21 protein-coding genes and 2 pseudogenes are annotated in these 24590 nt (G+C 65.6%); 11 read left to right on the top strand and 12 right to left on the bottom strand.

What is annotated here, in order from left to right; translation table 11 throughout:
* Window positions 1-56 precede the first annotated feature (56 nt).
* The 6 genes from SBI20_RS10970 to SBI20_RS10945 form a co-directional block, all read right to left on the bottom strand.
* Window positions 57-1169, bottom strand: coding sequence for an alkene reductase (locus SBI20_RS10970; RefSeq protein ID WP_317975067.1), 1113 nt, complete (start codon window positions 1167-1169; stop codon window positions 57-59).
* A 190-nt stretch (window positions 1170-1359) separates the two neighbouring features.
* A complete protein-coding gene (gene nadA / locus SBI20_RS10965; RefSeq protein WP_317975066.1) occupies window positions 1360-2346 on the bottom strand; it encodes a quinolinate synthase NadA in 987 nt (328 codons plus the stop codon).
* Window positions 2347-2459: 113 nt separating this feature from the next.
* Complete coding sequence (locus SBI20_RS10960) at window positions 2460-3134, bottom strand: DUF4230 domain-containing protein (protein ID WP_317975065.1); 675 nt, start codon at window positions 3132-3134, stop codon at window positions 2460-2462.
* Entirely contained in the window at window positions 3116-4036 is a 921-nt protein-coding gene (locus tag SBI20_RS10955) for an MBL fold metallo-hydrolase (RefSeq protein WP_317975064.1), read from the bottom strand. The genes SBI20_RS10960 and SBI20_RS10955 overlap by 19 nt, the downstream gene beginning before the upstream one ends.
* Window positions 4037-4086: 50 nt before the next feature.
* Complete coding sequence (locus tag SBI20_RS10950; protein WP_317975063.1) at window positions 4087-4584, bottom strand: DUF1465 family protein; 498 nt, start codon at window positions 4582-4584, stop codon at window positions 4087-4089.
* 175 nt (window positions 4585-4759) lie between these two features.
* The gene (locus tag SBI20_RS10945; protein ID WP_317975062.1) at window positions 4760-4957 is read right to left on the bottom strand and encodes a YdcH family protein; all 198 of its coding nucleotides are present in this window, start codon (window positions 4955-4957) and stop codon (window positions 4760-4762) included.
* A 384-nt stretch (window positions 4958-5341) separates the two neighbouring features.
* On the opposite strand from SBI20_RS10945, the gene SBI20_RS10940 reads away from it, so the two are divergent.
* The 5 genes from SBI20_RS10940 (at window position 5342) to tilS (ending at window position 11366) form a co-directional block, all read left to right on the top strand.
* Window positions 5342-5530, top strand: coding sequence for a YdcH family protein (locus SBI20_RS10940; protein WP_317975061.1), 189 nt, complete (start codon window positions 5342-5344; stop codon window positions 5528-5530).
* Between the two features lie 230 nt (window positions 5531-5760).
* Window positions 5761-8034, top strand: coding sequence for a phosphoenolpyruvate--protein phosphotransferase (ptsP, locus tag SBI20_RS10935; RefSeq protein WP_317975060.1), 2274 nt, complete (start codon window positions 5761-5763; stop codon window positions 8032-8034).
* A gap of 205 nt (window positions 8035-8239) precedes the next feature.
* On the top strand, window positions 8240-9277 hold the full coding sequence (locus tag SBI20_RS10930; RefSeq protein ID WP_317975059.1) for a helix-turn-helix domain-containing protein: 1038 nt from the start codon (window positions 8240-8242) through the stop codon (window positions 9275-9277).
* A 66-nt stretch (window positions 9278-9343) separates the two neighbouring features.
* Complete coding sequence (locus tag SBI20_RS10925; protein WP_317975058.1) at window positions 9344-10372, top strand: tetratricopeptide repeat protein; 1029 nt, start codon at window positions 9344-9346, stop codon at window positions 10370-10372.
* Between the two features lie 4 nt (window positions 10373-10376).
* Window positions 10377-11366 carry a tRNA lysidine(34) synthetase TilS gene (gene tilS, locus SBI20_RS10920; protein WP_317975057.1) on the top strand — a complete coding sequence of 330 codons (990 nt, stop codon included), beginning with the start codon at window positions 10377-10379 and terminating at the stop codon, window positions 11364-11366.
* Window positions 11367-11397: 31 nt separating this feature from the next.
* On the opposite strand, the gene SBI20_RS10915 is transcribed toward tilS, so the two are convergent.
* The 3 genes from SBI20_RS10915 to SBI20_RS10905 all read right to left on the bottom strand — a co-directional run bounded on the left by SBI20_RS10915 (window position 11398) and on the right by SBI20_RS10905 (window position 15401).
* Complete coding sequence (locus SBI20_RS10915; RefSeq protein ID WP_317975056.1) at window positions 11398-12183, bottom strand: LytR/AlgR family response regulator transcription factor; 786 nt, start codon at window positions 12181-12183, stop codon at window positions 11398-11400.
* Window positions 12184-12192: 9 nt separating this feature from the next.
* Window positions 12193-13677 (bottom strand): sensor histidine kinase, encoded by a 1485-nt coding sequence (locus SBI20_RS10910; RefSeq protein WP_317975055.1) that lies wholly within the window; start codon window positions 13675-13677, stop codon window positions 12193-12195.
* Between the two features lie 200 nt (window positions 13678-13877).
* Window positions 13878-15401, bottom strand: coding sequence for a fumarate hydratase (locus SBI20_RS10905; protein WP_317975054.1), 1524 nt, complete (start codon window positions 15399-15401; stop codon window positions 13878-13880).
* A 175-nt stretch (window positions 15402-15576) separates the two neighbouring features.
* Here SBI20_RS10905 and SBI20_RS10900 point away from each other — a divergent pair, with 175 nt between their 5' ends.
* The 6 genes and pseudogenes from SBI20_RS10900 (at window position 15577) to SBI20_RS10875 (ending at window position 20872) form a co-directional block, all read left to right on the top strand.
* Window positions 15577-16170, top strand: a complete 594-nt coding sequence (locus SBI20_RS10900) for a protein-L-isoaspartate O-methyltransferase family protein (RefSeq protein WP_317975053.1) — start codon at window positions 15577-15579, stop codon at window positions 16168-16170.
* A gap of 5 nt (window positions 16171-16175) precedes the next feature.
* Window positions 16176-17645 (top strand): TolC family outer membrane protein, encoded by a 1470-nt coding sequence (locus tag SBI20_RS10895; RefSeq protein WP_317975052.1) that lies wholly within the window; start codon window positions 16176-16178, stop codon window positions 17643-17645.
* A 77-nt stretch (window positions 17646-17722) separates the two neighbouring features.
* Window positions 17723-18295 carry a DUF2497 domain-containing protein gene (locus tag SBI20_RS10890; protein WP_317975051.1) on the top strand — a complete coding sequence of 191 codons (573 nt, stop codon included), beginning with the start codon at window positions 17723-17725 and terminating at the stop codon, window positions 18293-18295.
* A gap of 22 nt (window positions 18296-18317) precedes the next feature.
* Window positions 18318-18692, top strand: a complete 375-nt coding sequence (locus tag SBI20_RS10885; protein ID WP_317975050.1) for a (2Fe-2S) ferredoxin domain-containing protein — start codon at window positions 18318-18320, stop codon at window positions 18690-18692.
* A 235-nt stretch (window positions 18693-18927) separates the two neighbouring features.
* Entirely contained in the window at window positions 18928-19554 is a 627-nt protein-coding gene (locus SBI20_RS10880) for a transposase (protein WP_317975049.1), read from the top strand.
* A 197-nt stretch (window positions 19555-19751) separates the two neighbouring features.
* Window positions 19752-20872: pseudogene (locus tag SBI20_RS10875) on the top strand (IS3 family transposase).
* A gap of 41 nt (window positions 20873-20913) precedes the next feature.
* On the opposite strand, the pseudogene SBI20_RS10870 reads toward SBI20_RS10875, so the two are convergent.
* From SBI20_RS10870 to SBI20_RS10860, 3 genes and pseudogenes are all read right to left on the bottom strand, one after another.
* A pseudogene (locus SBI20_RS10870) lies at window positions 20914-21135 on the bottom strand (transposase); the annotation flags it as partial.
* Window positions 21136-21267: 132 nt separating this feature from the next.
* A complete protein-coding gene (locus tag SBI20_RS10865) occupies window positions 21268-24015 on the bottom strand; it encodes a glycosyltransferase (RefSeq protein ID WP_317975048.1) in 2748 nt (915 codons plus the stop codon).
* Between the two features lie 15 nt (window positions 24016-24030).
* A complete protein-coding gene (locus SBI20_RS10860) occupies window positions 24031-24576 on the bottom strand; it encodes a D-glycero-alpha-D-manno-heptose-1,7-bisphosphate 7-phosphatase (protein WP_317975047.1) in 546 nt (181 codons plus the stop codon).
* Window positions 24577-24590: the final 14 nt, after the last annotated feature.

The raw sequence follows: 24590 nt of genomic DNA, 5'->3' as shown, positions 1-24590 counted from the left end.
CCATGGCGGCCCGGCGCAGGGCAAGCCTGCCTGCGCCGGGCCGCCGATGGTTTCCGTCAGGCGACTTCCTGCGCGAGCGTGGGATAGTCGGCATAGCCTTCGGGAACCGGGAAGTACCAGGTTTCCGGCGCGCCCTTGTTGGGGGCGAGCGGGGCGCCCTTGCGGATGCGCTCGACCAGATCGGGGTTGGAGATGAACGGACGCCCGAAGCTGATCGCATCGGCCCGGCCCGAGGCCACGTCGGCGGCGGCGGCCTGCGGGGTATAGTCGCTGTTGAGCACCAGCGGGCCCTTGTAGATCGAGCGGATCAGCGCGTCCTGCGGGGGAACGTCGGTCGATCCGAAAGTGCCGTCCGGCCCCGGCTGGCGCAGTTCGAGGAAGCCGATGCCCAGATCCTGAAGCGCCTGTGCGGCGACCGAGAACACTGCCGCCGGGTTGCTGTCGTCGACCCCCTGGCTGTCGCCATTGGGCGAGAGACGGACCGAGACGCGATCCGCGCCCCAGACTTCGATCAGCCGCTGGGTCACTTCGCGCAGCAGGCGCACGCGGTTTTCCGGGCTGCCGCCGTAATCGTCGTCGCGCAGGTTCGACGAATCGCGCAGGAACTGGTCGATCAGGTAGCCATTGGCGGCATGGAGCTGCACGCCGTCGAACCCGGCGAGCTTGGCGTTCTGCGCGGCGCGGGCATAGTCGTCGAGCAGGCGGGGCATCTCGTCGATGCGCAGCGGGCGGGCAACGACCGCGTCCTTGCGGCCTTCATAGGTATGGACATGGCCCGGAACGCGGGTGGCCGAGGCCGAGACCGGCGGCTGGCCATCGTTGAAATCGGAATGGACCACGCGGCCCATGTGCCAGAGCTGGGCGACCACGCGGCCCCCGGCCTTGTGGAGCGCCTCGGTCACCGGCTTCCACCCTTCGACCTGCTGTGCGGTCCACAGGCCCGGCGCATAAGGCCAGCCAAGGCCTTCGCGGCTGATGCCGGTGGCTTCGGAAATGATCAGCCCGGCGCTGGCGCGCTGGGCATAGTATTGGGCCATGATCGGCGTGGGCACGCCATCGCGCCCGGCGCGGCCACGGGTGAGGGGCGCCATCAGGATGCGGTTGGGGGCCGCGATGGCGCCAAGCGCGAGCGGCTGGAACAGGGGATCGAGTGCGGTCGTGTCTGCCATGATTGTCCTCGCTGGGAGCGTGCTGCGGAAGAGCGTTGCAAAATGCGTTGTCAATTGCAACTCAAATGGGCGCATGGCCCACGATCCGGCAAGCCCCCGGTGGGAAAGCTTTTGATGGCAGTCGAAAACAAAACATGAGGCTGCGTGGTGCAAGGTTCTCGCCTTGCGCCACGCAGCCTTGCAAAAAACCTCAGCGCGGGCCCAGATCGCCCAGGCCGACCGTGCCGCTGGCCATGGCCAGCATCGCGTCGAGGCTCTTCTTGGCTTGCAGCCGCAGGCCTTCCTCGATCTCGATGCGCGGGGTCAGGTCGCGCAGCGCGAGGTAGAGCTTTTCGAGCGTGTTGAGCGCCATGTAGGGGCAGATGTTGCAGTTGCAGTTGCCGTCGGCACCGGGCGCCCCGATGAAAGTCTTGCCCGGCATGGCCAGTTCCATCTGGTGGATGATGTGCGGCTCGGTCGCCACGATCAGCGTGTCGCCGCTCATCGCCTTGGCATAGTCGAGGATGCCGCTGGTCGAACCCACATAGTCGGCATGGTCGACGATATGGGCCGGGCATTCGGGGTGCGCAGCAATCGGCGCGCCGGGGTGCTGGGCCTTGAGCTTGAGCAGTTCGGTCTCGCTGAAGGCCTCGTGGACGATGCACACGCCCGGCCAGAGCAGCATGTCGCGGCCCATCTTGCGGTTGAGATAGCCGCCCAGATGGCGGTCGGGCCCGAAGATGATCTTCTGGTCGAGCGGGATGCCCGCGAGGATCTTTTCGGCGCTCGACGAGGTGACGATGACGTCGGACAGCGCCTTCACTTCGGTCGAGCAGTTGATGTAGGTGAGCGCGATATGATCGGGATGCGCCGCGCGGAAGGCCGCGAACTGGTCGGGCGGGCAGGAATCCTCAAGGCTGCACCCGGCGTCGAGATCGGGCAGGACCACGATCTTTTCCGGGCTCAGGATCTTGGCGGTCTCGGCCATGAACTTCACGCCGCAAAAGGCGATCACGTCGGCGTCGGTTGCCGCCGCCTTGCGCGAAAGTTCGAGCGAATCGCCCACGAAATCGGCCAGATCCTGAATTTCGGGACGCTGGTAATAGTGCGCGAGGATCACCGCATTGCGTTCCTTGCGCAGGCGGTCGATCTCGGCGCGCAGATCGAGACCGGCAAGATTGGTGGGCTGGGCCGTCATGGTTGCTCCTCCATCCCGGTGATCCACGAAAGGGCCCCGGTGTCCTGTTCACATGGCGCGCGACTTAGGGGCGCAGGGCCTGCGTGCCAAGTGCAATCGGGCGTTCTGGTCGCCTAGCCGGTGCTTTCGCCATCAATGGTAACGGTTACGGTCACCCCGCCAAAACCGGCCACCTGCATCGGGATCGCCAGGTTCTGGCGTACCGCGTCCTTCGCGGCATTGCGGGCAAGGCCCATCAGCACGGGATTGGCGGCCTGCTGGCCGGCCAGACGCTCGGCCATCAGGGTGTTCTCGCGGGTCAGCTTGTCCTGTGCCTCGCGCCCGATCCACATGCCCTCGCGCAAGTACTGCGCGCGGGCCTCGTCGAGGTTGGGGCGGCTCAGGCGCAGCGGGGGCAGGCGCACGGTCAGGGTTTTGGTCGCCGCATCCCAGCGCATGCGGTTGCGGTCCACCGCGGCCAGATCGACCGTGTAGTCGATCCGCGCGGGGATCACCGCGACCTGCTTGGCCTTGACCAGCCCGAACAAGCGGCTGTCGTCGCTCGACACCACCGGGGCCAGTTCGGCGCTGAACACGGTCAGGCTGTTCTGCCGCTCGAAGGCGACAAGGCTGGTCGCCAGCGGATCGCCCGCGTCCGCCGGTTGCCACAGCCGCCAGCCCAGGAATCCGGCCAGCGCGAGGGCCAGCGCGAAGAGGAACCACGGCAGCACGATCTGTCGCAGGCTGCTGCGGGCAGGGGAGGACGCCGAAGCTGGCGCGGGGGCGGGTGTCAGGACGGGATCGACCATTGTTCTTCCCAACGAACGACCCGCCCCTGTCGTTCCAGATCGATGAGGTGGGCGAGCACGGAGCGGCCAGCCGCGCCGTGCAGGTGCGGGTTCAGGCCCTTGTACATCTGTTCGACCATCGCGGGAATCGCCAGTTGCCCGGTTTCGAGCAGGCGCAGGATCTGGCGCTCGCGCTGGCGGCGATGGCCCATCATCCCGCGTACGAACTGGTGCGGATTGAAGATCGGGTCGCCATGGGCGGGATAATAGACCCGGTCCTGCGCCCGTTCATAGAGCTTCTGGAGCGAGGCCATGTAGGCGGCCATGTCGCCATCGGGGGGCGAGACGACACTGGTGGACCAGCCCATCACATGATCGCCGGTGAACAGCGCGCCGCTTTCGCGCAGGGCGAGGCACAAGTGGTTGCTGGTATGGCCCGGCGTGGCCACGGCTTCCAGTGTCCAGCCCTGGCCGCGCAGTGTCTCGCCATCGGCCAGCACGCGGTCGGGCTGATAGTCGGGGTCGAAGGCCGCGTCGGCGCGCGGGCCGCTGTCGTCGAGCGCGAGCGGCGCGCAACCGATGATCGGCGCCCCGGTCAGCGCGGCGAGCGGGCGCGAGGCCGGGCTGTGGTCGCGGTGGGTGTGGGTGCACACGATGGCCGCCACGCGCGCGCTTCCCACGGCCTGCATGATCGCCTCGACATGGCCTTGCGCGCTGGTGTCGGCATGGTTCGGGGCGCCTGTTCCGTCCGGGCCCGGATCGATCACCGCCACATCGGCGCCCGTCCCGACCAGATAGGTCTGCGTGCCGGTATAGGTATAGGGCGAGGCATTGGGGGCCAGCACGCGGCGCACGAGCGGTTCGAGCGACACGGCGATGCCGGTGTTCCACGTGGAACGGTCGGGAAGAGAGGAACTGGCCATTGCCAGCGCTCTATGGAGATTACCGGCGCCCGCTGCAATCTTCGCGCGGGTCAGCCCGCGCGGGCCATGGCCTGGACCAGCCGTTCGCGCAGGCGGGTGATGGTGGGGCTGGCGCCAGCCTGTTCGGGAGAGGGGCCGGGCCAGCGCTGCCAGGCTTCGTCGAGACGGCCGATGCGTTCGTAGAGGCGTTCGCTGGCATGGACGACCCGCTGGACGGCAGGCGAAAACTCGCTGACCGCAGCCGGATCGCTGGCGGGAAAATGCGCGATCAGGCGGCCATGGCGGCGCAATTGCTGCTCGGTCAGCTCGCCGGCGAACCAGGCCCGCCGATTGAGCAGCCAGGCCAGGCAATGCATGATCCGCGTGGTGGTGCGCAGCGCCTCGCACCGGGCCTTGACGCTGGCCAGATCCTCGTCGTCCTGACGGGCCTGTTGATCGGCCTGTTGCTGGCGCAACTGCCCGAAGCGCTCACGGGCATCATCGGCCAGGGCGAGGGCCTCGGCATAGAGCGATTCGACAATGCGGGGATTGGCGCTGGGTAAGGTCATCACCGGGGTACGACACGAGAGAGGAGCGGGCCCGCACAGGCAGGCTCGCCATCCCGGTTAAGCCTGACGCTACCGCCGCTCAAGTGAGCGGGGAGGCCGGGCATCCTGCCGCAAGGGGGCTGTCTCGTTACGGAACAGCCCCAAGGGGGAGGTGTTTCAAGACATCAATTTGATTTCAGGCGATAATATCGGGAATCAGATAGTCTTCCAGCATCGAGATCTGGTCCTTGAGCAGCAATTTGCGCTTCTTGAGCCGGGCCACCTGCAACTGGTCGGCCACCCCGTTGGCGCTGAGCGCTTCGATCGCGACATCGAGGTCGCGATGTTCGAGGCGCAGCCCCTCAAGACGCTTGCGCATTTCCTCTTCGGTCACTCAGATCAACTCCCCGACGAACTCATGGCCGGCCCATGACCCGAATGCTCGGGGCCGGTTCCAACGCATATGGTGCACATTTCATCACCGCTTCTTACACATGAACGCGGCGACGGAGCGATCCGGCGCTGTTCCTCTTGCAAGATACGTCCAATGTGGGACCATGACAACGCACCGCCTGCTGACGACTCGGAAAAGACCCGCTGCATCGGAGCATACGAGAGAGGCACGATCGCACGGCATCTGAAGGTGCCGGGACGTTAGACAACAAGCGCTTAACAAAACAGGGCGCGAACAGGTGGGGCCAACCGCGCGGGAATGTCTCCCGCACGGGTTTTGACCGGGCAGCGGCCGCAAGGCGCGCACCCCTCAGGAGGTCAACACATGGAAACCAGGCTTAACGGAAGCACGATTACTGGAACCACCCATATCTCGGCCTTGCAGAGCAAGCACGCGGGCCTTGAACGGCGGATTTCCGAGGAAATGTCCCGTCCTTCGCCCGATATGTCGCTGCTCACCCAGCTCAAGCGGCGCAAATTGCGCATCAAGGAAGAGCTCGCGCTGATCCACTGATTTCCCCCTGAATTCTGCACAGAATTTCACACAGGATTTCCACAGGTCGTCCACATGTGTGGAACCTTCGGTCCGAGGCTGGCTTCCCCACCGGGAGGCCAGCCTTTCTGGCGAACAACAGGGGACGGGATGTCCGAAACGTTTACGGTTTCGGGACATCGCATACGAATATTTCCAAAGAGGTATCCGGCGCCGTTTTCAAACGGTCGGGCCTGCGCTAGTCAAACGCCATGGTGTCTGCTGTTGCCTCTGCCCGCGCGATCCTGACCTCCCTGCACGAGGTCATGGCCTCGCGTTCTGGAGCCCAGGCCAAGCTCAACCGCATCGTCGACGTGATCGGCGAGAACCTCAACAGCGAGGTCTGCTCGATCTACCTCCTGCGCGAGGGGATGCTCGAACTCTTCGCCACGCGCGGGCTCGAACAGGCCGCCGTCCATGTCACGCGCATGGCCGTGGGCGAGGGCCTTGTCGGCACGATTGCCCAGCACAGCGAGACGCTCAATCTCGCCGAGGCTGCCGCCCATCCCGATTTCGCCTTCCGCCCGGAAACCGGTGAGGAACGCTTCCATTCGTTCGCGGGCGTGCCGATCGTGCGGCGCCAGCGTGCGGTGGGGGTGGTGGCGGTCCAGCATGTCGACCAGCGCCGCTATGAAGAGGTCGAGATCGAGGCCTTGCAGACCGTGGCGATGGTTCTGGCCGAACTGATCGCCAATGCCGAACTGATCGACGACGAGGACGTGCTGGGCGTGCCCGATCACCTGATCGGCCCCGACCGCCTGAGCGGGCAGACGCTGGTCAAGGGCCTCGCGGTCGGACAGGCGGTGTTCCATCAGCCGCGCGTGATGATCGAGCATGTCGTGGCCGAAGACACCGAGGCCGAGCGCCAGCGGGTCTATCGCGCCTTCGACCGCATGCGCGAACAGATCGACCGCATGGCCAGCCAGGCCGAATTCGGCGTCGGGGGCGAGCATGAGGAAGTGCTCGAAACCTACCGGATGTTCGCCTACGACGAAGGCTGGAGCCGCCGCATCAACGAGGCGATCGATTCCGGCCTCACCGCCGAGGCCGCCATCGAGCGCGTCCAGCAGCACACCCGCATGCGGATGCGCCAGATCGACGATCCGCTGCTCGCCGACCGCATGCACGACCTTGAAGACCTGTCGAACCGCCTGCTGCGGATCGTCTCGGGCCAGCTGGGCACGGCCGCGACGATGGGGCTCAAGGCCGACGCGATCCTGATCGCGCGCAATCTGGGCCCGGCCGAACTGCTCGAATACGACCGCCGCCGCCTCAAGGGGGTGATCCTCGAGGAAGGCTCGCTGACCGCCCATGTCGTGATCGTGGCGCGGGCGATGGGCATTCCGGTGGTGGGCCGCGTGCGGGCGCTGCGTGGCAAGGTGCGCGATGGCGATACGCTCCTGCTCGATGCCGATCAGGGCGTGATCGACGTGCGCCCGGCGCCCAGCCTGGTCGAGGCCTTCGAGGCGCGCTTTGCCAAGAACCGCGAACGGCAGGCGCACTATGCCAGGATGCGCGATGTCGTGCCCGTCACGCGCGATGGCCACCGCATCACGGTGATGATGAACGCGGGCCTGCGCGACGACATGCCGATGCTCCCGCTGACGGGGGCCGACGGCATCGGCCTGTTCCGCACCGAGTTCCAGTTCCTCGTTTCCGCCACGCTCCCCGCGCGCGAGCGGCAGACGCGGCTCTATCGCGACGTGCTCGAAGCCGCCGGAGACCGTCCGGTGGTGTTCCGCACGGTCGATATCGGTGGCGACAAGGTGCTGCCCTATCTGCGCCACAACGAGGGCGAGACCGAGGAAAATCCGGCGATGGGCTGGCGCGCGCTGCGCGTGGCGCTCGAACGCGATGGCCTGCTCAAGGTCCAGGCCCGCGCCCTGCTCGAAGCGGCGGGCGGGCGCACGCTGTCGGTCATGTTCCCGATGGTCACCGAACCGTGGGAGTTCGACGCGGCCAAGGCGGTCTTCGATGGCCAGCTGGCCTTCCTCAAGAAGCGCAAGAAGCTCCTGCCCGAGGCGATCCGCTATGGCGCCATGCTCGAAGTGCCCGCGCTGGCCGAATGCCTCGACCTGCTGGCGCCGCGTCTGGCGTTCCTGTCGATCGGCACCAACGACCTCACCCAGTTCCTGTTCGCGGCCGATCGCGCCCATCCCAAGCTGGCCGAACGCTATGACTGGCTGAGCCTGGCGATCCTGCGGTTCCTGGCACGGGTGGTCCGCACGATCGCGCCGTTCGACACCAAGCTGACGGTCTGTGGCGAAATGGGCGGACGGCGGATGGAGGCGCTGGCCCTGCTGGGCCTTGGCATCACCCGCCTGTCGATCACCCCGGCGGCGGTCGGGCCGATCAAGGAACTGATCCAGCAGGTCGATCTGGGCCAGATACGCGCGGCGATGGACGACTGGCTGGCCCATCCTCCGGCAGACATCCGGCAGGCCCTGGCCGACTGGGCCAGCGCGCATGGCATCGATTGCGACTGAGCCGGCCCGGCCTGCCGTTCAGGGGTCATGCCGCACCGCAAAATGGTTGACTTTCGCGCAATTGCAACGATCCCTTCCTAACGGACGTTCACCATGTCAAAAGCCATCCGGACAGTGGCTGGATTCATGGTTGGCCTGACATTCGGTTTGCAGGTTCGGTCGGTTTACGGGTCGCATGACAAGCACAGATAACGGGAGCCGCGCCTTGAGCGACTCGAACGGTAACGATTTCCATTCCACCTCGCCCGATACCGGGCGCGATTCGGCTGGCCCGGCTGGGGCGGGGGCCCTGGCAGGCAAGATGCGTGCGGGCGCCAGCCTGCGCGCCGCGCGCGAGGCGCAGGGGCTTTCGGTCAAGGACATTGCGGCCCGCACCCGGATCACCGCCCGCCATGTCGAGGCGCTTGAAGCCGGGGATTATGGCACGCTGCCCGGACGCCCCTATGCGCTGGGCTTTGCCCGCAGCTATGCCAAGGCGGTCGGGCTCGACGAGATCGCGATGGCCGAGACGGTCCGCGCCGAACTCGGCGCCCGCGGCCCGGCGCCCGAGCCGCGCGTGATCCACCAGTTCGAGGCCGGCGATCCGGCCAAGACGCCCACGCGCCTGGTCAGCTGGCTGGCCGGGTTGCTGGTCGTGGCGGTGATCGGGCTGGGGCTGGTGTTCTGGCGCAGCTACTACTGGCCCTCGGCCGAACTGCCCGCTCTGGTCTCTCCCGAGGAGCCCAAGCCGGCTGTTGCGGCCTCGCAGCCGGCCGCAGCGCCCACGGCGGCGCCAGCGCCCGCTCCGGTGCCGGGGGGGCCGGTGGTGTTCACCGCGCTTCAGGACCGCATCTGGGTCAAGTTCTACGATGGCGCGGGCAAGCAGCTGGTCCAGAAGCTTCTGGCCAAGGGCGAGACCTGGACGGTGCCTGCCGACGCGGTCGATCCCAAGCTGTGGACGGGCCGCCCTGACGCGCTCGGGATCACCATCGGTGGCCAGGCCGTGCCGCGCATTGCCGACAAACAAGGCATCGTGAAGGACGTTCCGGTGAGCGCGGCGGCGCTGCTGGCCCGCCCGGCACCGGGGGGGGCGCCGGCTCCTGCATCTTCTGCCCCTGCTGCTGCTCCGGTGGCCATGGCCAATACCCCGGCGCGGGCGCCCCGGCTTCACCGCCTGTCGCATCGCGCGGCACCGGCCCCTGTCGCGCAGCAGGCTGGCCAGACCGACGGCGCGGCGGCACCCGCCGCGGCGCCGGTTCAGTAAAGCCGGTTCGGCACGTGCTGCCATGGGGGCGATGATCGCGGGCAGATGATGTTTCAGACGGGAGTTATGATGAAAACCAAGTTCCGCATGACCGCATCGGGCACTGGCTCGGGCATTGGCGCGGCTGTTGCGCTGGCCCTTGCCGTGGCGGTCGTTGCTCCGGTGGCGGTGCCCGTGGCCCATGCCCAGCAGGCCGATGGCGCGAGCGAGGCCCGGTTGCGCAAGATCGAGGCCGAAATCCGCGCGCTGCAACGCAAAGTCTTCCCCGATGGCGCGGGCCGCACGTTCGGGCCCGAGATCACCGCCACGCCGCAGCCCAGCGCCCCCGCCGCGCCTGCCGAAGCGACCACGCCGCTGACCGATGTGCTCGCCCGTCTCGATACGGTCGAATCGCAGTTGCGCCAGATCACCGCCTCGACCGAGGAAAACCAGAACCACCTGAGCAAGCTCGACACCCGCGTCAGCGCGCTCGAAAGCGCCGCCGCGCCACAGGCCCCCGCCGATGGCGCGCAGGGCGCAGGGGCGCCTCTGGCCGGCCCGGCGGCTCCGGCCCGTGTCACGAGCACAGCCCAGGCGCCCGCACGCAGCGGCGCGGCCCCGGCTGCCACCCGTCCGGCCCCCGCCGCGGCCACCCCGGCGGCCCGCACGGCCGCTTCGGCCGACCGCGTGGCCGCCGTCGCCGCGATCGAGAAGCCCTCGACCGGCGACAAGGCCGAAGACGAATACAGCTATGGCTTCCGCCTCTATGACGCCAAGTTCTATCCCGAGGCGCAGGCCCAGTTGACGAAGTTCGTCCAGGCCTATCCCAAGTCCAGCCGCATCAGCTACGCGCGCAACCTGCTGGGCCGCGCCTATCTCGACGATGGCAAGCCGGGCACGGCCGCACAGTGGTTCCTCCAGAACTATCTGGGCGACAAGCAGGGCGCCCGCGCCAGCGAGAGCCTGCTCAACCTTGGCGTGGCGATGACCCGCATCAAGGACACCAAGCGCGCCTGCGGCGCCTTTGGCGAGCTGCGCGATACCTATCCAGACGATGTGGCGGGCCGTCTCAAGGGCCAGTACGAGGCCGCGATCAAAGGGGTGAAGTGCAATTGACGCCGTGCTGGCGCGCTTCGCGGACGTTTTCGCCCGCGACTGGAGCGCGCTGAACCAGCCTGACACCGGCCCTGTCGCCCTTGCCGTATCGGGCGGGCCCGACAGTTGCGCGCTGCTGGCGCTGGGCGCCCTCGCGCTGCCGGGTCGGGTGATCGCCGCCACGGTCGATCATGGCCTGCGCCCCGAAAGCGCGGACGAGGCGCGGCAGGTGGCCACGCTGTGTGCTGCGCGCGGGGTGCCCCATGCCACGGTGCGCTTGCAGATGGCCGCAGGCAGCGGGGTTCAGGCGCGCGCGCGCGCGGCGCGCTATGCCGCGCTGGCCGATTGGGCGCGGGCCCATGGTGCCGGGGTTCTGGCCACGGCCCACCATGCCGACGATCAGGCCGAAACGATGATCATGCGGCTCAATCGCGGGGCAGGGGTGCGGGGCCTTGCGGGCATGCGGCCTCTGGGGCAGGTGCCCGGCGATCCGACCCTGCCGCTCGCGCGCCCGCTGCTCGGCTGGCGCCGCGCCGATCTGGCCGCCGTGGCGCAGGCGGCGGGGATGGTGGTGGTCCACGATCCGTCCAATCGCGATTCCCGGTTCGAGCGCGTGCGCGTGCGGCAGGGGCTGGCCGAGGCGGTCGACTGGCTCGACCCCGAGGGGCTGGCGGCCAGCGCGGCCCATCTGGCCGATGCCGATGCCGCGCTCGAATGGATGGCGCAAGGCGCCATGGCGCGCCAGTGGCAGCCGGGCACTGATGGCGAGAGCGGCCTGCTGACCGTGCCGCCGGGCCTGCCGCGCGCGCTTGGCCTGCGCCTGCTCGAACGGGTGCTGGAGGCGCTGGGCGCCGATTGGGCCGCTCCGCGCGGGACGGAGATGGCCCGCTGGTTCCACACCCTCGATGCGGGCGGGATCGCCACGCTGGCGGGGGTGCGCGGGCAGGGGCAGGCCCGCAGCGGGGATCAGGCCCGCACTTGGCGCTTCCGCAAGGCCCCCGCCCACCGCACCTGACGCGCGGGTATGTGGGGGGGGGGCGGGGTTGTTACCGTCCCGCCATGGCCTTGGCCTTGGCCAGATAGGTCCGTCCGATCCGCAGCATCGTGCCGTCGGCCAGTTCGGCGGACCAGACCCCCAGCCCATCATGGCGCAGGCCCTGAATCCGGTCGCGCCGGACGATGGTGGAGCGGTGGAGGCGGATGAAGCGCGCCGGGTCGAGCCGGTCTTCGAGCCGCTGGATGGTGTGCAGCATCAGGTAGCTGCGCTGGCCGACATGGAGCCGCACATAGTCGCGCTCGGCATCGATGCGGTCGATGTCGGTGGCAGCCACGCGGACCAGTTCGCTGCGATGGGGCACCCAGAATTCCTCGATCCACGGCGAGGGGGCGGCAGGCATGTCGGCGGGCGACGGGGCGGGCGACGGGGCAGGCGGGGTCGTGGCCGGGGCACCCGTGTCGCCGTCGCTGCCAGAGGTCTTGCGGGCCAGCGCGCGTTCGACCGCGCGTTCGAGCCGGTCCTGTGCAACGGGCTTGAGTACATAGTCGACCGCCTCGCAATCGAAGGCCTCGACCGCGAAATGGTCGTGCGCGGTCACGAAGATCACTGCCGGGCGCGGGGTCTGGCGGGCGAGCGCGCGGGCCACGCCCAGCCCGTCCAGCTCGGGCATGGTCATGTCGAGCATGACGAGGTCGGGGGCGAGCGCCTCGACCAGACGCAGCGCGGCGGCGCCATCGGCGGCGGTGCCGACCACTTGCAGGGCCGGGATGCGCGCGCACAGGATCTGCATGCGCTCGATGGCCAGGGGTTCATCATCGACGATCAGGGTGCGCATGAGGCTCTTTCAACCGTTATGGGGGGAACCGGCATTGGTGAGGATGGGCAAGGTCAATACGCTGGCATAGCCCCCGGCGGGAAGGGGGCCGCTTTCCACCCGCGCCTGCGCGCCGAAGCGCGCGGCCAGACGGCTGCGGACATTGGCCAGCCCGATTCCGGTGCCGCCTGCCGTGCGGTGGTCGCCCGGCGGCAGGCCGGGGCCATCGTCAGCCACGCTGAGCACCAGCAGATCGCCCACCGCCTGGGCACGGATGCGGATGGTGACCGGGCGCGTGGTGGCCGAGACGGCATATTTGATCGAGTTTTCGACCAGCGGCTGGAGGATCATGCCCGGCACGCAGGCCTGTTCGACATTGGCGGGGACATCGAATTCGACGCGCAGCCGCTCGGGGAAGCGCACCCCCTCGATCGCCAGATAGTGCCGCTGGAGCGCGATCTCGTCGACGAGCGGGACATCGGCGGTGGGATCGGTGGTCAGCGAGTGGCGATAGAAGCTGGAGATCGTCTGGATCATCCGCTCGGCTTCTTCGGCCCGGCCCACCATGACCAGCGCGGAGAGTGAATTGAGCGTGTTGAACAGGAAATGCGGATTGACCTGATAGCGCAGCGAGCGCAGCTCGGCGGCCTTGGCGGCGCGGCGATATTCGGCCTCGCGCCATTCGGCGGCGCGGCGCTGCTGGGCATTGCCGAGCGCGAGATAGAGCGCGGCCCAGGCGATCAGCAGGAAATAGCGGCCCAGCGCGATGTCGGTCAGCTCCTGCCAGAACAGTTGCTGGTCGTCGTGCATGGTCTGGAGCGAGGAGGAATCCGGCGCCTGGCCATGAGGCTGCTTCATGGCCTTGCGGCTGATGATGTGTACGTCCCCGGTGGTGATCTCGGTCACGCCGTTCTCATGGCGCTCGATCCGCACGCCCGAAGAGGGGGGCGTGGGCGGGGTGGGCGGCGATGAAGCCGAAGGCGCAGGCGGAACAGTCGGCGAGGGAGGGGGCGGGGGAGGGGCCACGTCGATCAGGACATTGCCGCCCATGCTCTGGGCCGCCGAGTCGCCGCGCTGGGTCTTGTCCTGCTGGATCTTGGCCTGCCAGGTCTTGTCCCAGTGATCGACGAGCGGGGCAAAGGCTTTCTGGTTGATCGCGGCGAGGAGCACGGCGGCGGGCAGCATGATCACCAGCGCCAGCCCGATCCGCATCCCCATCGGGCGGTCGTCGAAGCGGCGCAGGATCGGCCAGACCATCACCGTCACCGTCACCCCGGCCAGCGTCACCAGCCCGCGACGGCCCAGCAGTTCGAGCCAGATGCCCAGATCGGTTTCCGCAGGGCCGACGACAGCCCAGCGCACCGAGGCGAGCACGTAATAGCACAGCCACAGCGCACTGGCCGACAGCACGACCTGCCGCGCGGTGACCTTCCCGTCATCGGGAGCGGCCAGATCCTCGTCGAAAGAGGGCGGGGGGGAGGGAGTGGCGGACGATGCCCGCGATGAAGAGGCCATGGTGCCCTGCTAGGGCAGGGTGGCCTGTCATGCCAGTGCGGCCAGTCGGACGCGATGGCGTGTTGGTCGATTGAAATGGGGCGGCAGGCAAAAGGAAACCCGGACCGCGTCGGATGCGGTCCGGGTTCCTGTGGGCCCCGGTGAAGGGGCTGCCAAAATCAGATCGTCAGATTCAGGCCGCCAAAATCAGGCCGCCAGAATCAGGCCGAAAGCAGGCCTTCGTCGGCGATCTTCTTCTTCCACACCAGCGGGGCGATCTGGTGGACATTCTGGCCCTCGGAATCGACGGCCACGGTCACCGGCATGTCCTCGACGGTGAATTCGTAGATCGCTTCCATGCCCAGATCGGCAAAGCCCACGACCTTCGATTCCTTGATCGCGCGGGCCACCAGATAGGCAGCGCCCCCCACGGCCATCAGATAGGCCGACTTGTGGTTGGCGATCGACTGGGTGGCCGCCGGGCCGCGCTCGGCCTTGCCCACGCAGGCCAGCAGGCCCTGGTCGAGCATCATGTCCATGAACTTGTCCATGCGCGTGGCGGTGGTGGGGCCCGCCGGGCCGACCACTTCGTCGCGCACCGGATCGACCGGGCCGACGTAGTAGATCACGCGGCCCTTGAACTCGACCGGCAGTTCCTCGCCCTTGGCCAGCATGTCCTGGATGCGCTTGTGCGCGGCGTCACGGCCGGTGAGCATCTTGCCGTTGAGCAGCAGGCGGTCGCCCTGCTTCCAGCTCTGGACTTCCTCGGGGGTGAGGGTGTCGAGGTTGACGCGCTTGGCCGAGGCGTCGGGCGCCCAGTGGACTTGCGGCCATTCGTCGAGCTTGGGGCGTTCGAGATAGCTCGGCCCGCTGCCGTCGAGGGTGAAGTGGGCGTGGCGGGTGGCCGCGCAGTTGGGGATCATGGCGACAGGCTTGCCCGCCGCGTGGCAGGGGGCGTCCATGATCTTGACGTCGAGGATGGTCGACAGACCGCCCAACCCTTGCGCGCCGATGCCCAGCGCGTTGACCTTGTCGAAGATCTCGATGCGCAGGCGCTCGATATCGGTCTGGGGGCCGCGCTGCTTGAGCTGGGCCATGTCGATCGGCTCCATCAGGGCCTTCTTGGCGAGCAGCACGCAGTGTTCGGCGGTGCCGCCGATGCCGATGCCCAGCATGCCCGGCGGGCACCAGCCGGCGCCCATCTGGGGCAGCATTTCCAGAACCCAGTCGACGATCGAGTCGCTCGGGTTCATCATCTTGAACTTCGACTTGTTTTCGCTGCCGCCGCCCTTGGCCGCCACGTCGACGGAGATTTTGTTGCCCTTGACCATGTCGACATGGAGCACGCAGGGCGTGTTGTCGCGGGTGTTGCGGCGGGTGAAGGCCGGATCGGCCAGGACCGAGGCGCGCAGCTTGTTGTCGGCATTGAGATAGGCGCGACGAACGCCTTCATCGACGACCTCTTGCAACGACTTGTCGGATTCGAGTCGGCAATCCTGGCCCCACTCGATGAACACGTTGACGATGCCCGTGTCCTGGCACAGCGGGCGGTGGCCCTCCGCGCACATGCGGCTGTTGGTCAGGATCTGGGCGATGGCATCCTTGGCGGCGGGGCCTTGCTCGGCCTTGTAGGCCTCGCCCAGCGCACGGATGTAATCCATCGGGTGAAAGTAGCTGATGTATTGCAGCGCATCGGCCACACTATCGATAAGATCCGCTTCCCGGATCGTCACCATTTCCGCCATCGCAATTTTGCTCCTGCTACAGCATTCTGCCAATGCCCCTTACGCTCCGACGGACAGCATGCAAGACGCTTGGCGCAAGCTGCTCAATATTCTAGAGAGCTGACGACAGAATGGACGACCGGGGCATGACCATCCGCCAAGGCCGTCTCCGTACCCGACTGATGAGGGAAGAGCGATGAGCGTGGCAGTAGCTGAAGCAGCCGATTTGGTCCGCGAACGCAAGGCAATGATCGACAGTCAGCTCCGTGTGAGCGGCGTGAACGATCCGGCCATTCTGGCCGCCTTTGCTGCCGTGGCGCGTGAGGATTTCGTTCCCGCGGCCCGTCATGGCCTTGCCTATGTCGACCGCGCCGTGCCGCTGGGCGATGGCACCGTGCTCGCCCCCGCGCTTACCCATGGCCAGATGCTGATCGCCGCCGCCCCCCAGGCCGGTGAACGCGCGCTGGTGATCGGCAAGCCGGGCGCCTATCTGGCCGCGCTGCTGCGCGAACTGGGCCTGGTGGTCACGGTCGCCGCGCCGTCGGACGATCTGGCGAAGCTGGGCACGTTCGCCCTCGTGCTGGTCGATGGCGCCATCGGCGCTGTCACGCCCGCGCTGGCGGCCACGGTCGATGTGTCGGGCCGCCTCGTGACCGGCCTGATCGAGCGCCGCGTCGCCCGTCTGGCGCTGGGCCGCAAGGTCGGTTCGGACATCGCCTTCACCACGCTGGGTGAAGCCGATTTCGCCCCGATTCCCGAATTCGCCGCCACCAAGACCTGGAGCTTCTGAGCCCCATGCGCCTTCGCCAGCCCGGTGGGCTGGTCGTGCGGCGCGGTCTGTCGGTGTTGAGCCTGTGTCTGGCGCTCCAACCTGTTGGAGCGCTGGCCGACGACTTGCGCGCTGCGCTGACCGCTGCCTATCAGACCAATCCCGACCTCCTCGCCGCACGCGACAACTTGCGCGCAACCGATGAAAACGTGCCGCTCGCGCGCGCCTCGGCGCTGCCTTCGCTGGCGGGCAGCGTCAACTACAACAACTATATCGAAAAGGGCGGCAGCTCTTACGCGTTCACCAATCCTGACAGGATGCTGTCCGCGACCGTCAACCTGAGCGTGCCGCTCTACAGCGGCGGCTCGGTCAAGAACGGGTTGCGCGCGGCCAAGACCCGTGTCGAGGCTGGCCGGGCGAGCCTGCGCGGCACCGAGTCGAGCGTGTTTACCAACACCGTCACTGCCTACATGGACGTGATCCGCGACGCGGCGATCGTGGGCCTGCAAAAGAACAACGTGCAGGTGCTCGAAATCAACCTCCAGGCCACCAGCGACCGTTTCGAGATCGGCAACGTGACCCGGACCGACGTGGCCCAGTCGCGTTCGCGCCTCGCGCTGGCCCGCGCCAGCCTCCGTCAGGCCGAGGCCAACCTGGTGGCCAGCCGCGAGACCTATGTGCGGGTGGTCGGCCATGCCCCCGGCCTGCTGGAACAGCCCCCGCCGCTGGCGGGCATGCCCGGCGACGTTGACGGGGCCGTCGACTATGCGCTCGACAACAACCCCGACCTGGCCGCCGCGCGCGAGCAGAGCAAGGCCGCCGGCTTCGACGTCAAGGTCGCCGCAGCCAGCCGCAAGCCGAAGGTCTCGGCGGTCACGACCTCGCAGAACGTCAACTATCTGGGCAGTTCAATGGGCGGTGGCCCGAATGCCATCGGAACCCTGGTCAGCGGCGTGACCGCCTCGATTCCCCTGTTCCAGGGCGGCGCTCCGGCTGCACGCGTGCGTCAGGCCGAGGCCACGCAGAGCGCGACGATGGAGCAGGAAATCGGCGCCGAGCGACAGGTGATCGCCACCGTGCGCTCGGCCTGGTCGTCCTGGCTGGCCGCGCGGGAAGTGATCGGCCTGAACCAGACGGCGGTCGATGCCGCCGCGCTCAGCCTCGAAGGCGTGCGTGCGGAAAACACCGTAGGGAATCGCACGATCCTCAACATCCTCGATGCCGAGCAGGAACTGCTCAACGCGCAGGTCCAGTTGGTGACGGCCCAGCGCAACGAATATGTGGCTGGTTTTGCACTGCTTTCGGCCATGGGCAAGGCGCAGGCCCGTGATCTCGGGCTCGATGGTGGCGCGCTTTACGACCCGGCCTCGAACTACGAGCGCGTGCATCACCGCATCTGGGACTGGGACAGCGACCCCGCGCCAAAGGCCCAGGCCACCGCCACGGTTGACACCCCGGCCCAGGATGCGACAATCCCCGACCAGCCATTGCCCTGACCCCGCGCGCATCGCCGCTGTGGGGGGAAGGCGCGGTGTCCAGTCTTTATTGTCATGCGAATCGGGGGTTTCAAAAGATGCGTCAGGCCGGTGAGCCTTCGGTCGAGGACATCCTCGCCTCGATCAAGAAGGTGATCGCCCGCGACAGCCGCGGCGCGGGTCACGAGGCCGCGCGCGCACCGATGTCGCCCGCCGCCGCTGCCGCCGCGATCGCCCCCGCCCTGAATGGGGGGGCAGGGCACGGGGGGCCGCGTTCTCCTGATCCGCGCGGCTATGAGCCCCGCATGCCCGAGCGCCCGGTGGACATCACCGACGTGCTCGACCTGTCCGACATGGCCGCCCAGATCATGGGCGAACATTATGCTCCGGCCGCGCCGCATCACAGCGCCCACAGCGCCGACGACGAGGATGATGGCCTGCTCCCGCAGGAAACCACCGCCTCGATGCGCGATTCACTGGCCGCGCTGGCGATGCTGGCCCAGCCCGGCGCGGCGCCCCAGATCGTCCGCTCGGGCGAGACCTCGCTCGAAGGCATGGTGCGCGAGATGCTTCGCCCGATGCTGGCCGAATGGCTCGAACGCAACCTGCCGGGCATGGTCGAAAAGATGGTCGCCGCCGAAATCGCACGCATCGCGGGCAAGCGCGGCTGACTTTGCAAACTGCGAAGCAACCATGAGCGCCTCGCCTGCCGAGATCACCCGCGCCGAACAGACCCTGTCCAGGCTGGGCGGCTTCGCGCCGCAGCGGCACATCTTCCTGTGCGCCGATTCCGGCAAGGACGAATGTTGCCCCAAGGAAGCCAGCGATGAAGCCTGGTCGTTCCTCAAGAAGCGGCTGGGCGAACTGAAACTGGGCGGCACACGCGGCGTCCTGCGCAGCAAGGTCGGTTGCCTGCGCGTCTGCGTGGCCGGCCCTATCGCCGTCGTCTACCCCGAGGGCATCTGGTACCACTCCTGCACCCCCGCCGTCCTCGAACGCATCCTCCAGGAACACGTCATCGGCGGCACCCCGGTCGAAGCCTTCCGCCTCCACCCCCCCGCGGCCTGAATGACGGAGAAAACTCTATCTTGCGGGTTGGTTGCATGCGCTATGCGCATGGGACAGATCTTGTTGGTTCCTGCTTATCCAGAGCGACGAGGTGGGCATTGCAATATGATGCCGCTCCGCAGAGAGGTTCTCAGAGCCCGATCCGAAACTAAGTTGAGTGGTATCAGTGAGTTAGCTTGACACTAGCCCAAGTCGTTGATTCAGGTAGTTTTGCGAAGACTACCGGAGATCAACGATGTGGACCGCCACCACTCGAGCGGAGTATGCCCGTGCAGACTTGGCTTTGCCAAGTGATTTGACCGACGCCGAATGGGCGCTGCTTGAGCCGTTTTTGCCGCCGCCGTCGCATGTGGGCCGTCCGCGCAAGTGGCCGCTCAGGCGGATTGTCGAGGCGATCCTGTATTTGTTGCGCGGCGGTCTGCCGTGGCGGATGCTGCCACCGTGCTTTCCGCCGGTCTCGACAGTGCGGCGCTGGTTCTACCTGTGGCGGGACAACCGGCTCTGGCTATCGCTCAATCATGCCCTATTGCTGATCGGGCGCGATGCCTCGCCCAGTGCCGGGATCATCGACAGCCAAAGCGTCAAGACCACCGAATCCGGCGGTCCTCGCGCCTATGCTGGCGACAAACTCCGGCAGGCGCTACGCCGGATCGGCAAATGGACCCTCCAGATCGTCAAACGGTCCGATACTGCCAAGGGTTTCGTGGTCCTTCCACGCCGTTGGGTCGTAGAGCGGACGCTGGCATGGCTGAATCGGAACCGGCGCCTCGCCAAGGACTTCGCGCAAACCATCGCATCAGCAACCGCATGGCTGTTCATCGCCTCCATCCAGCTCTTCGCCTGCCGCATCGCAAGGCTATGAATTTGCAAAGGATAATTTCAAATCAGGCTCTAAGAGCGAACGTTCTAGACACATCGCGCAATCCCACATTACAGTGGACACTTGGCGTGATTGGAAGGGAGACCCCGTGTCGTCGATAAATCGCATCTTTGGCTGACCTGCCCCCCGAAAGAACCCTCATTCTGATGTAGAGTCTGCCCACCGGAAGGAGCAGGCGCATGAGGAAGAGCCGTTTCACCGAGGCGCATATTATCGGGATGATCAAGGAGCAGGAGGCAGGTCTGCCGACTGTGGAGGTTTGCCGCAAGCATGGGCTGAGCACGGCCACGTTCTACAAGATGAGGGCCAAGTACGGCGGGTTGGAGGTTTCCGACGCCCGTCGTCTGCGCCTACTGGCGGACAGCATGCTCGACAACGCGATCCTGAAGGACTTGCTGGGAAAAGTCTGACGACACCGAACCAGCGGCGGGACGCGGTGCTGCGGGTGTTGCGCGATTACGAGATCTCGCAACGCCGGGCCTGTGGGCTGATTGGTGTCGATCCCAAAACGGTTCGGCGTGAACGCCCGCCGGACCACAGCGCCATCCGTGACGCCATGAAGGACGTCGCGGGCAAGCGTCGTCGCTTCGGCTACCGGCGGATCGGTATCATGCTCGAGCGCCAGGGGATGATCATGAATCACAAGAAGCTCTACCGGCTTTATCGAGAGGAAGGCTTGTCGGTGCGTCGGCGCCGTGACCGCAAACGGGCGCGCGGCAGCCGCACACCGATGCCTGTGCCGCTGGCGCCGGGGGCACGCTGGTCGATGGACTCCATGTCCGACATCTTCGGCGCCTCGCGCAAGTTCAGGATTCTGGCCATCAATGATGATTGCTGCCGAGAAAACCAGTGCCTGGTGGCCGACACCAGCATCTCGGGCGCCCGCGTGGCGCGCGAACTCGACACGCTGGTGCGTCTCTAAGGCAAACCGAGCTGCATTGTCAGCGATAACAGGACCGAATTTACCAGTCGGGCTATCCTCGAATGGGCGGCCAAAAATCAAATAGAATGGCACTATATCGATCCCGGCAAGCCCCAGCAGAACGGGTTCATCGAGTCCTTCAACGGCTCGTTGCGCGATGGACTGCCCAACGAGGAACTGTTCGACAGCCTGGCCGATGCGCGCCGGAAACTGGCTATCTGGCGCTACGATTACAACCATGCTCGGCCCCACTCGTCTTTGGGAAATCGGACGCCTGCACAAGCGCGTCGTGCGTTCGAGCAGGACGGAGCCATCACGCCCGACGCGCTTGTGCAGGCGCAGGGGCCATCGTATTTAACCGCTAGACTCTCGTTATGACTGAGGGACTGACGGGGGGGCAGGTCAGCATCAGTCGTAACCCAGCGCTGATAGCGGCGGAACACGCTGTTCCACTTGCCATATTCGTCCGGCAGGTGGCGCCATTGCGAGCCGGTCCGCGCTATCCACATCATGCCCTCGAAATAGAGGCGGTTATCCTGCGCCGGTCGGCAGCCGCGACCATGCTCAGACGGCAGAAGCGCGCCGATGATAGCCCACTCGTCGTCCGACAGACCAATCCGCTCGCCTAACGCTGCCTCCAAAAGACAGCTTTGAATCAAGGCGCGAGTCCACTGTCAGCCTTTGTCCACGAAACCTAACAAAGCGGGGCGGATAGACATTTATGCTAACCAGAATTCGCAAAGGCCGTTCAGCGGGCAAAGCGCACACCATGATCAAACATTCACTGCCGCCGCAATCTCGTCGACGAAAGCAGCATTGTTGAATGCCAGGCAATACTTGTAGCCGGCGACGCACGTGTCAAAGTGATACCGCTCCTGATAATTGCACGGCGCGCATGCTGGGTGATGTGCGACAATCACGGGATTGGCGCCTGGGTGCACGATGTTCTCACGCATATCCCGGCTCAGAACCAAAACGAAATCATCGCGCATGAACTGTGCCAGATGCGAGGTAAAGCTGTCTGTCGTCAACAGACTGTCCGCATAGCGAACCAGCCGGAACGTATCCATCAGGTCGCCGATATGCTGCGGCTCAAGCCCGCCTTTCTCGAAGTCGCTGTGCCAAGCGCTGTCATTCTGGACATAGCACGCGAACGTGTCGGCGCCCAAACGTGCATTGACCTGCGCAAGAACATTCGGCGGAATGGTCTGAAACGACTTGCCAGCCGGAAACGCGGCGCGGTGGCGGAATGCCTCGCGATCGGCCTCAGGCGTCGCATTGTCGACATAATCGCCGAAAATGTGACGGACAGCCCCCAGTGACCGCTTCATCTGCGTCATAAATTGCAGCGGATAGACTTTGTGATGCACAGCGAGCGGCAGCCAGACGCGATAGCCAATATACGATGGCGTCGCCTGGACCCAACTGTCACGGCGGAAAAGCACATATTCGGAGACCCGCAGCCTGACGCGCTTGGCGAAAGTCAAGTCTGCCCCATCGCGCGGAAATGTTTTCTGGCGATCGAGGGCCTCCACCCAGTTCATGCGCCAGTCGCGGCCGATATAAGTATCGCGCCATTCGCGCCAATTCTCCGGCGGCAGAGGTGAGTAAATGGGACCAACCGGTTCGTGAGGCGCGCCACGGCGCACTTCGAGGCCGAAGCGACCGAACAGACGCTCCGCCAACTCGGCAAGAATCGGTTGAACATGAATTGCACAGGCCGGCGCGCAGACATCCACACCCATGTCGAGCAGCGTGAATAGGCCAGCCCAGATCATTAGATTGTCGCCCAACCCGACATTCGACAAGTCAATCGTTCTTAGCCGCCGCTCGGGGATCAGGCGTGCCGAAGTCACTTTCTTGGCTAGATAGTATGGCGCTGCAATCGCATGGGCTACCTTCACTGCTATGCGGGTGCGCCTTTTCCGAGGCGGTTGCACCGGGACTGCGCTGGGCAATACGGGTAAGCGCGGCTCGGGAAAGTTCGGTCTGTGGAGGCTCAAAAGGCGATGTCCCAGGAGATCGATCAGGATCTTCATGCTACCGACGTCGGTTGACAACGTTTCCGGCTTTACAGGCCGGCCAGTTTCGATTTCGGCAAAAAGGCGGCCCCAGGCAATGTCCAAATTATCGGCAATAATGTCGCTGACCACTTCACGAGCCTCGGAGCCCAACTTGCGGCGTCGTGCGTGGTTCAGGAGAAGGCCCGCAACCGCATCGGCCATCTCGGCAATCTCGCCTTGCCGGACAACGATATGTCCTTTGCCAGTGCGCAAATATTCTAGTTGCGGCAGATCAAAAAGGACACTTGGAACGCCGTGCGACCACACTTCGCCGAGAACCATCGGATAGCCTTCAAAATCCGAAGTCATCACATGGACCGAGGCCTGTTTGATGTAACGCTCTACCTCGGTCGTGTAGCCGACAAAATGTACCCGTGACCGGATATTGAGCGAATCGGCATACTCCCGCGCCCATTGCAAATCCGGACCACCGCCCACGACAAGCAGTTTGGCGTCCGGAACCTGCTCGAGTAGCAAGGGAAACATTTTCAACAACAGATCCACACGCTTCTGGTGGCGCTCGACGCGAGCGATCCAGACAATGGTGTTGTCAGTCAATGCGGCAGATGTTGCCGGCAAGCTATCGAACGTCAGCGGATTGTGAATCATGCGTGCAGTGATGCCCCAGCGCTCGAACCATACCCGATCAACCTGACTGAGAACCACCATGGCATCTGCATGCTTGTACGACAGAAATCGCAAATACGAAACCGCCAGATCATCAACGCCGTGAATACCGGCATCGAAGCAATTATGCCAGCCGATTACACTGGGAATGCCCAGGCTTTTGGCCACCAGAACATCCCAAATGGTCGACAATTCGTACCACTGATTGGTAACAAAAAGATCCACTTGTTCGCGCACCAGCACATCGGCCAGCGCGCGACCACGCGGCGGGTAGTAATTGTTGAACATCATTCGCTCGGGCAGTACGAAGCGCTGGATGTCTTCGCCATACTCGTAATCGTTGATCGGATCGGGTTCCTGATCAGTCAGCAATATGACGCGATAACCCATCGCGCTCCACATCTGGACCTGTCGAGCGGTTACGCGCTCGGTACCGCCGTTGTTCATCCGCCAATAGTAGATGCCGATTGTACGGATCTTGCGCGGGGCCGGCGCGGGGAATAAGCTGACATCCAGCCGCTGGAAGAAATCGATGTCGTTGAAATATTTTTCACTTGATTTTATTATAAAGTCGAGATCTTTAATAGCCTTCTTTTTGGCAACACGCGCCGCTGCTGCGATCGATCCTGCGGCCTCCATCGGCGGTGCGATGCGGGCCCTGTATTCGGCCGAATTCTGGATTTCGGCCAGTACCCAGACAGGGCTCGCCCCCTTGCGCAGGGCCGCAACGTAGCCGCGTGCTCCCTCGGGATCGGGTTCGCGCCCAAGCATTGAACGGTAAAGACCCGCGACGTAGTCATCGGGCGAGAATTTGATGTTGGCGGACTTCATGAACATTTGCCTCGTTTAATCTCGCCGATGTGTTCCACTAGCGGCCATCGCTTCGGTTTCAGGTACGCGGTTACCCGCCAGAATTTCGGCGACCAGCAAATCCAATCGGTCGCCCGCAAACAAGTGCCCGGCAATGCCCATCGCTGCCGCCGCATCGAGATCGCTGCGACGGTCGCCGACCAGAAAGCTGGCCATCATGTCGGTCGGAAAGCGCATGATTGCTTTGTGCAGCATGCCGGGGCGGGGCTTGCGATCCTCGTGGTCTGCGCGATAGCGTGCGACCGCGGCATGAGCATGATAAGGGCAATAATAAAAGGCATCGATATACCCACCGGCCTGCTCGACTTGGGCGGCCATCCAGATGTGCAGTGCCAGGACATCGGCTTCTTCATAAAGGCCGCGGGCTACGCCGGATTGGTTCGTGACGACTACGGTGCGATAACCTCGGGCCTTGACCAGAGCCAATGCAGCTAACGCGCCGTCAATCCATTCGATCTGCTCGGGGCGATGGGCATAGCCGATATCGCGGTTGAGCACCCCGTCGCGATCGAACAGTGCCATGGGGCGGATTGCAT

Origin of the sequence: Novosphingobium sp. IK01 (genome assembly GCF_033242265.1) — a bacterium.
GTDB lineage: Bacteria > Pseudomonadota > Alphaproteobacteria > Sphingomonadales > Sphingomonadaceae > Novosphingobium > Novosphingobium pituita.
Note: the sequence above shows the minus strand (reverse complement) of the source record. Positions and strands in the feature narration are given on the sequence as shown.

Coding starts and splice junctions, on each gene's coding strand:
- SBI20_RS10860 (WP_317975047.1), bottom strand. CDS start 24,576: ATGGCACTGTTCGATCGCGACGGGGTGCTCAACCGCGATATCGGCTAT.
- SBI20_RS10915 (WP_317975056.1), bottom strand. CDS start 12,183: ATGCGCACCCTGATCGTCGATGATGAACCCCTGGCCATCGAGCGCATG.
- SBI20_RS10895 (WP_317975052.1), top strand. CDS start 16,176: ATGCGCCTTCGCCAGCCCGGTGGGCTGGTCGTGCGGCGCGGTCTGTCG.
- SBI20_RS10960 (WP_317975065.1), bottom strand. CDS start 3,134: ATGGTCGATCCCGTCCTGACACCCGCCCCCGCGCCAGCTTCGGCGTCC.
- SBI20_RS10900 (WP_317975053.1), top strand. CDS start 15,577: ATGAGCGTGGCAGTAGCTGAAGCAGCCGATTTGGTCCGCGAACGCAAG.
- SBI20_RS10905 (WP_317975054.1), bottom strand. CDS start 15,401: ATGGCGGAAATGGTGACGATCCGGGAAGCGGATCTTATCGATAGTGTG.
- SBI20_RS10865 (WP_317975048.1), bottom strand. CDS start 24,015: ATGAAGTCCGCCAACATCAAATTCTCGCCCGATGACTACGTCGCGGGT.
- SBI20_RS10970 (WP_317975067.1), bottom strand. CDS start 1,169: ATGGCAGACACGACCGCACTCGATCCCCTGTTCCAGCCGCTCGCGCTT.
- SBI20_RS10890 (WP_317975051.1), top strand. CDS start 17,723: ATGCGTCAGGCCGGTGAGCCTTCGGTCGAGGACATCCTCGCCTCGATC.
- SBI20_RS10955 (WP_317975064.1), bottom strand. CDS start 4,036: ATGGCCAGTTCCTCTCTTCCCGACCGTTCCACGTGGAACACCGGCATC.
- SBI20_RS10940 (WP_317975061.1), top strand. CDS start 5,342: ATGGAAACCAGGCTTAACGGAAGCACGATTACTGGAACCACCCATATC.
- nadA (WP_317975066.1), bottom strand. CDS start 2,346: ATGACGGCCCAGCCCACCAATCTTGCCGGTCTCGATCTGCGCGCCGAG.
- ptsP (WP_317975060.1), top strand. CDS start 5,761: ATGGTGTCTGCTGTTGCCTCTGCCCGCGCGATCCTGACCTCCCTGCAC.
- SBI20_RS10925 (WP_317975058.1), top strand. CDS start 9,344: ATGATGAAAACCAAGTTCCGCATGACCGCATCGGGCACTGGCTCGGGC.
- SBI20_RS10950 (WP_317975063.1), bottom strand. CDS start 4,584: ATGACCTTACCCAGCGCCAATCCCCGCATTGTCGAATCGCTCTATGCC.
- SBI20_RS10910 (WP_317975055.1), bottom strand. CDS start 13,677: ATGGCCTCTTCATCGCGGGCATCGTCCGCCACTCCCTCCCCCCCGCCC.
- SBI20_RS10880 (WP_317975049.1), top strand. CDS start 18,928: ATGTGGACCGCCACCACTCGAGCGGAGTATGCCCGTGCAGACTTGGCT.
- SBI20_RS10885 (WP_317975050.1), top strand. CDS start 18,318: ATGAGCGCCTCGCCTGCCGAGATCACCCGCGCCGAACAGACCCTGTCC.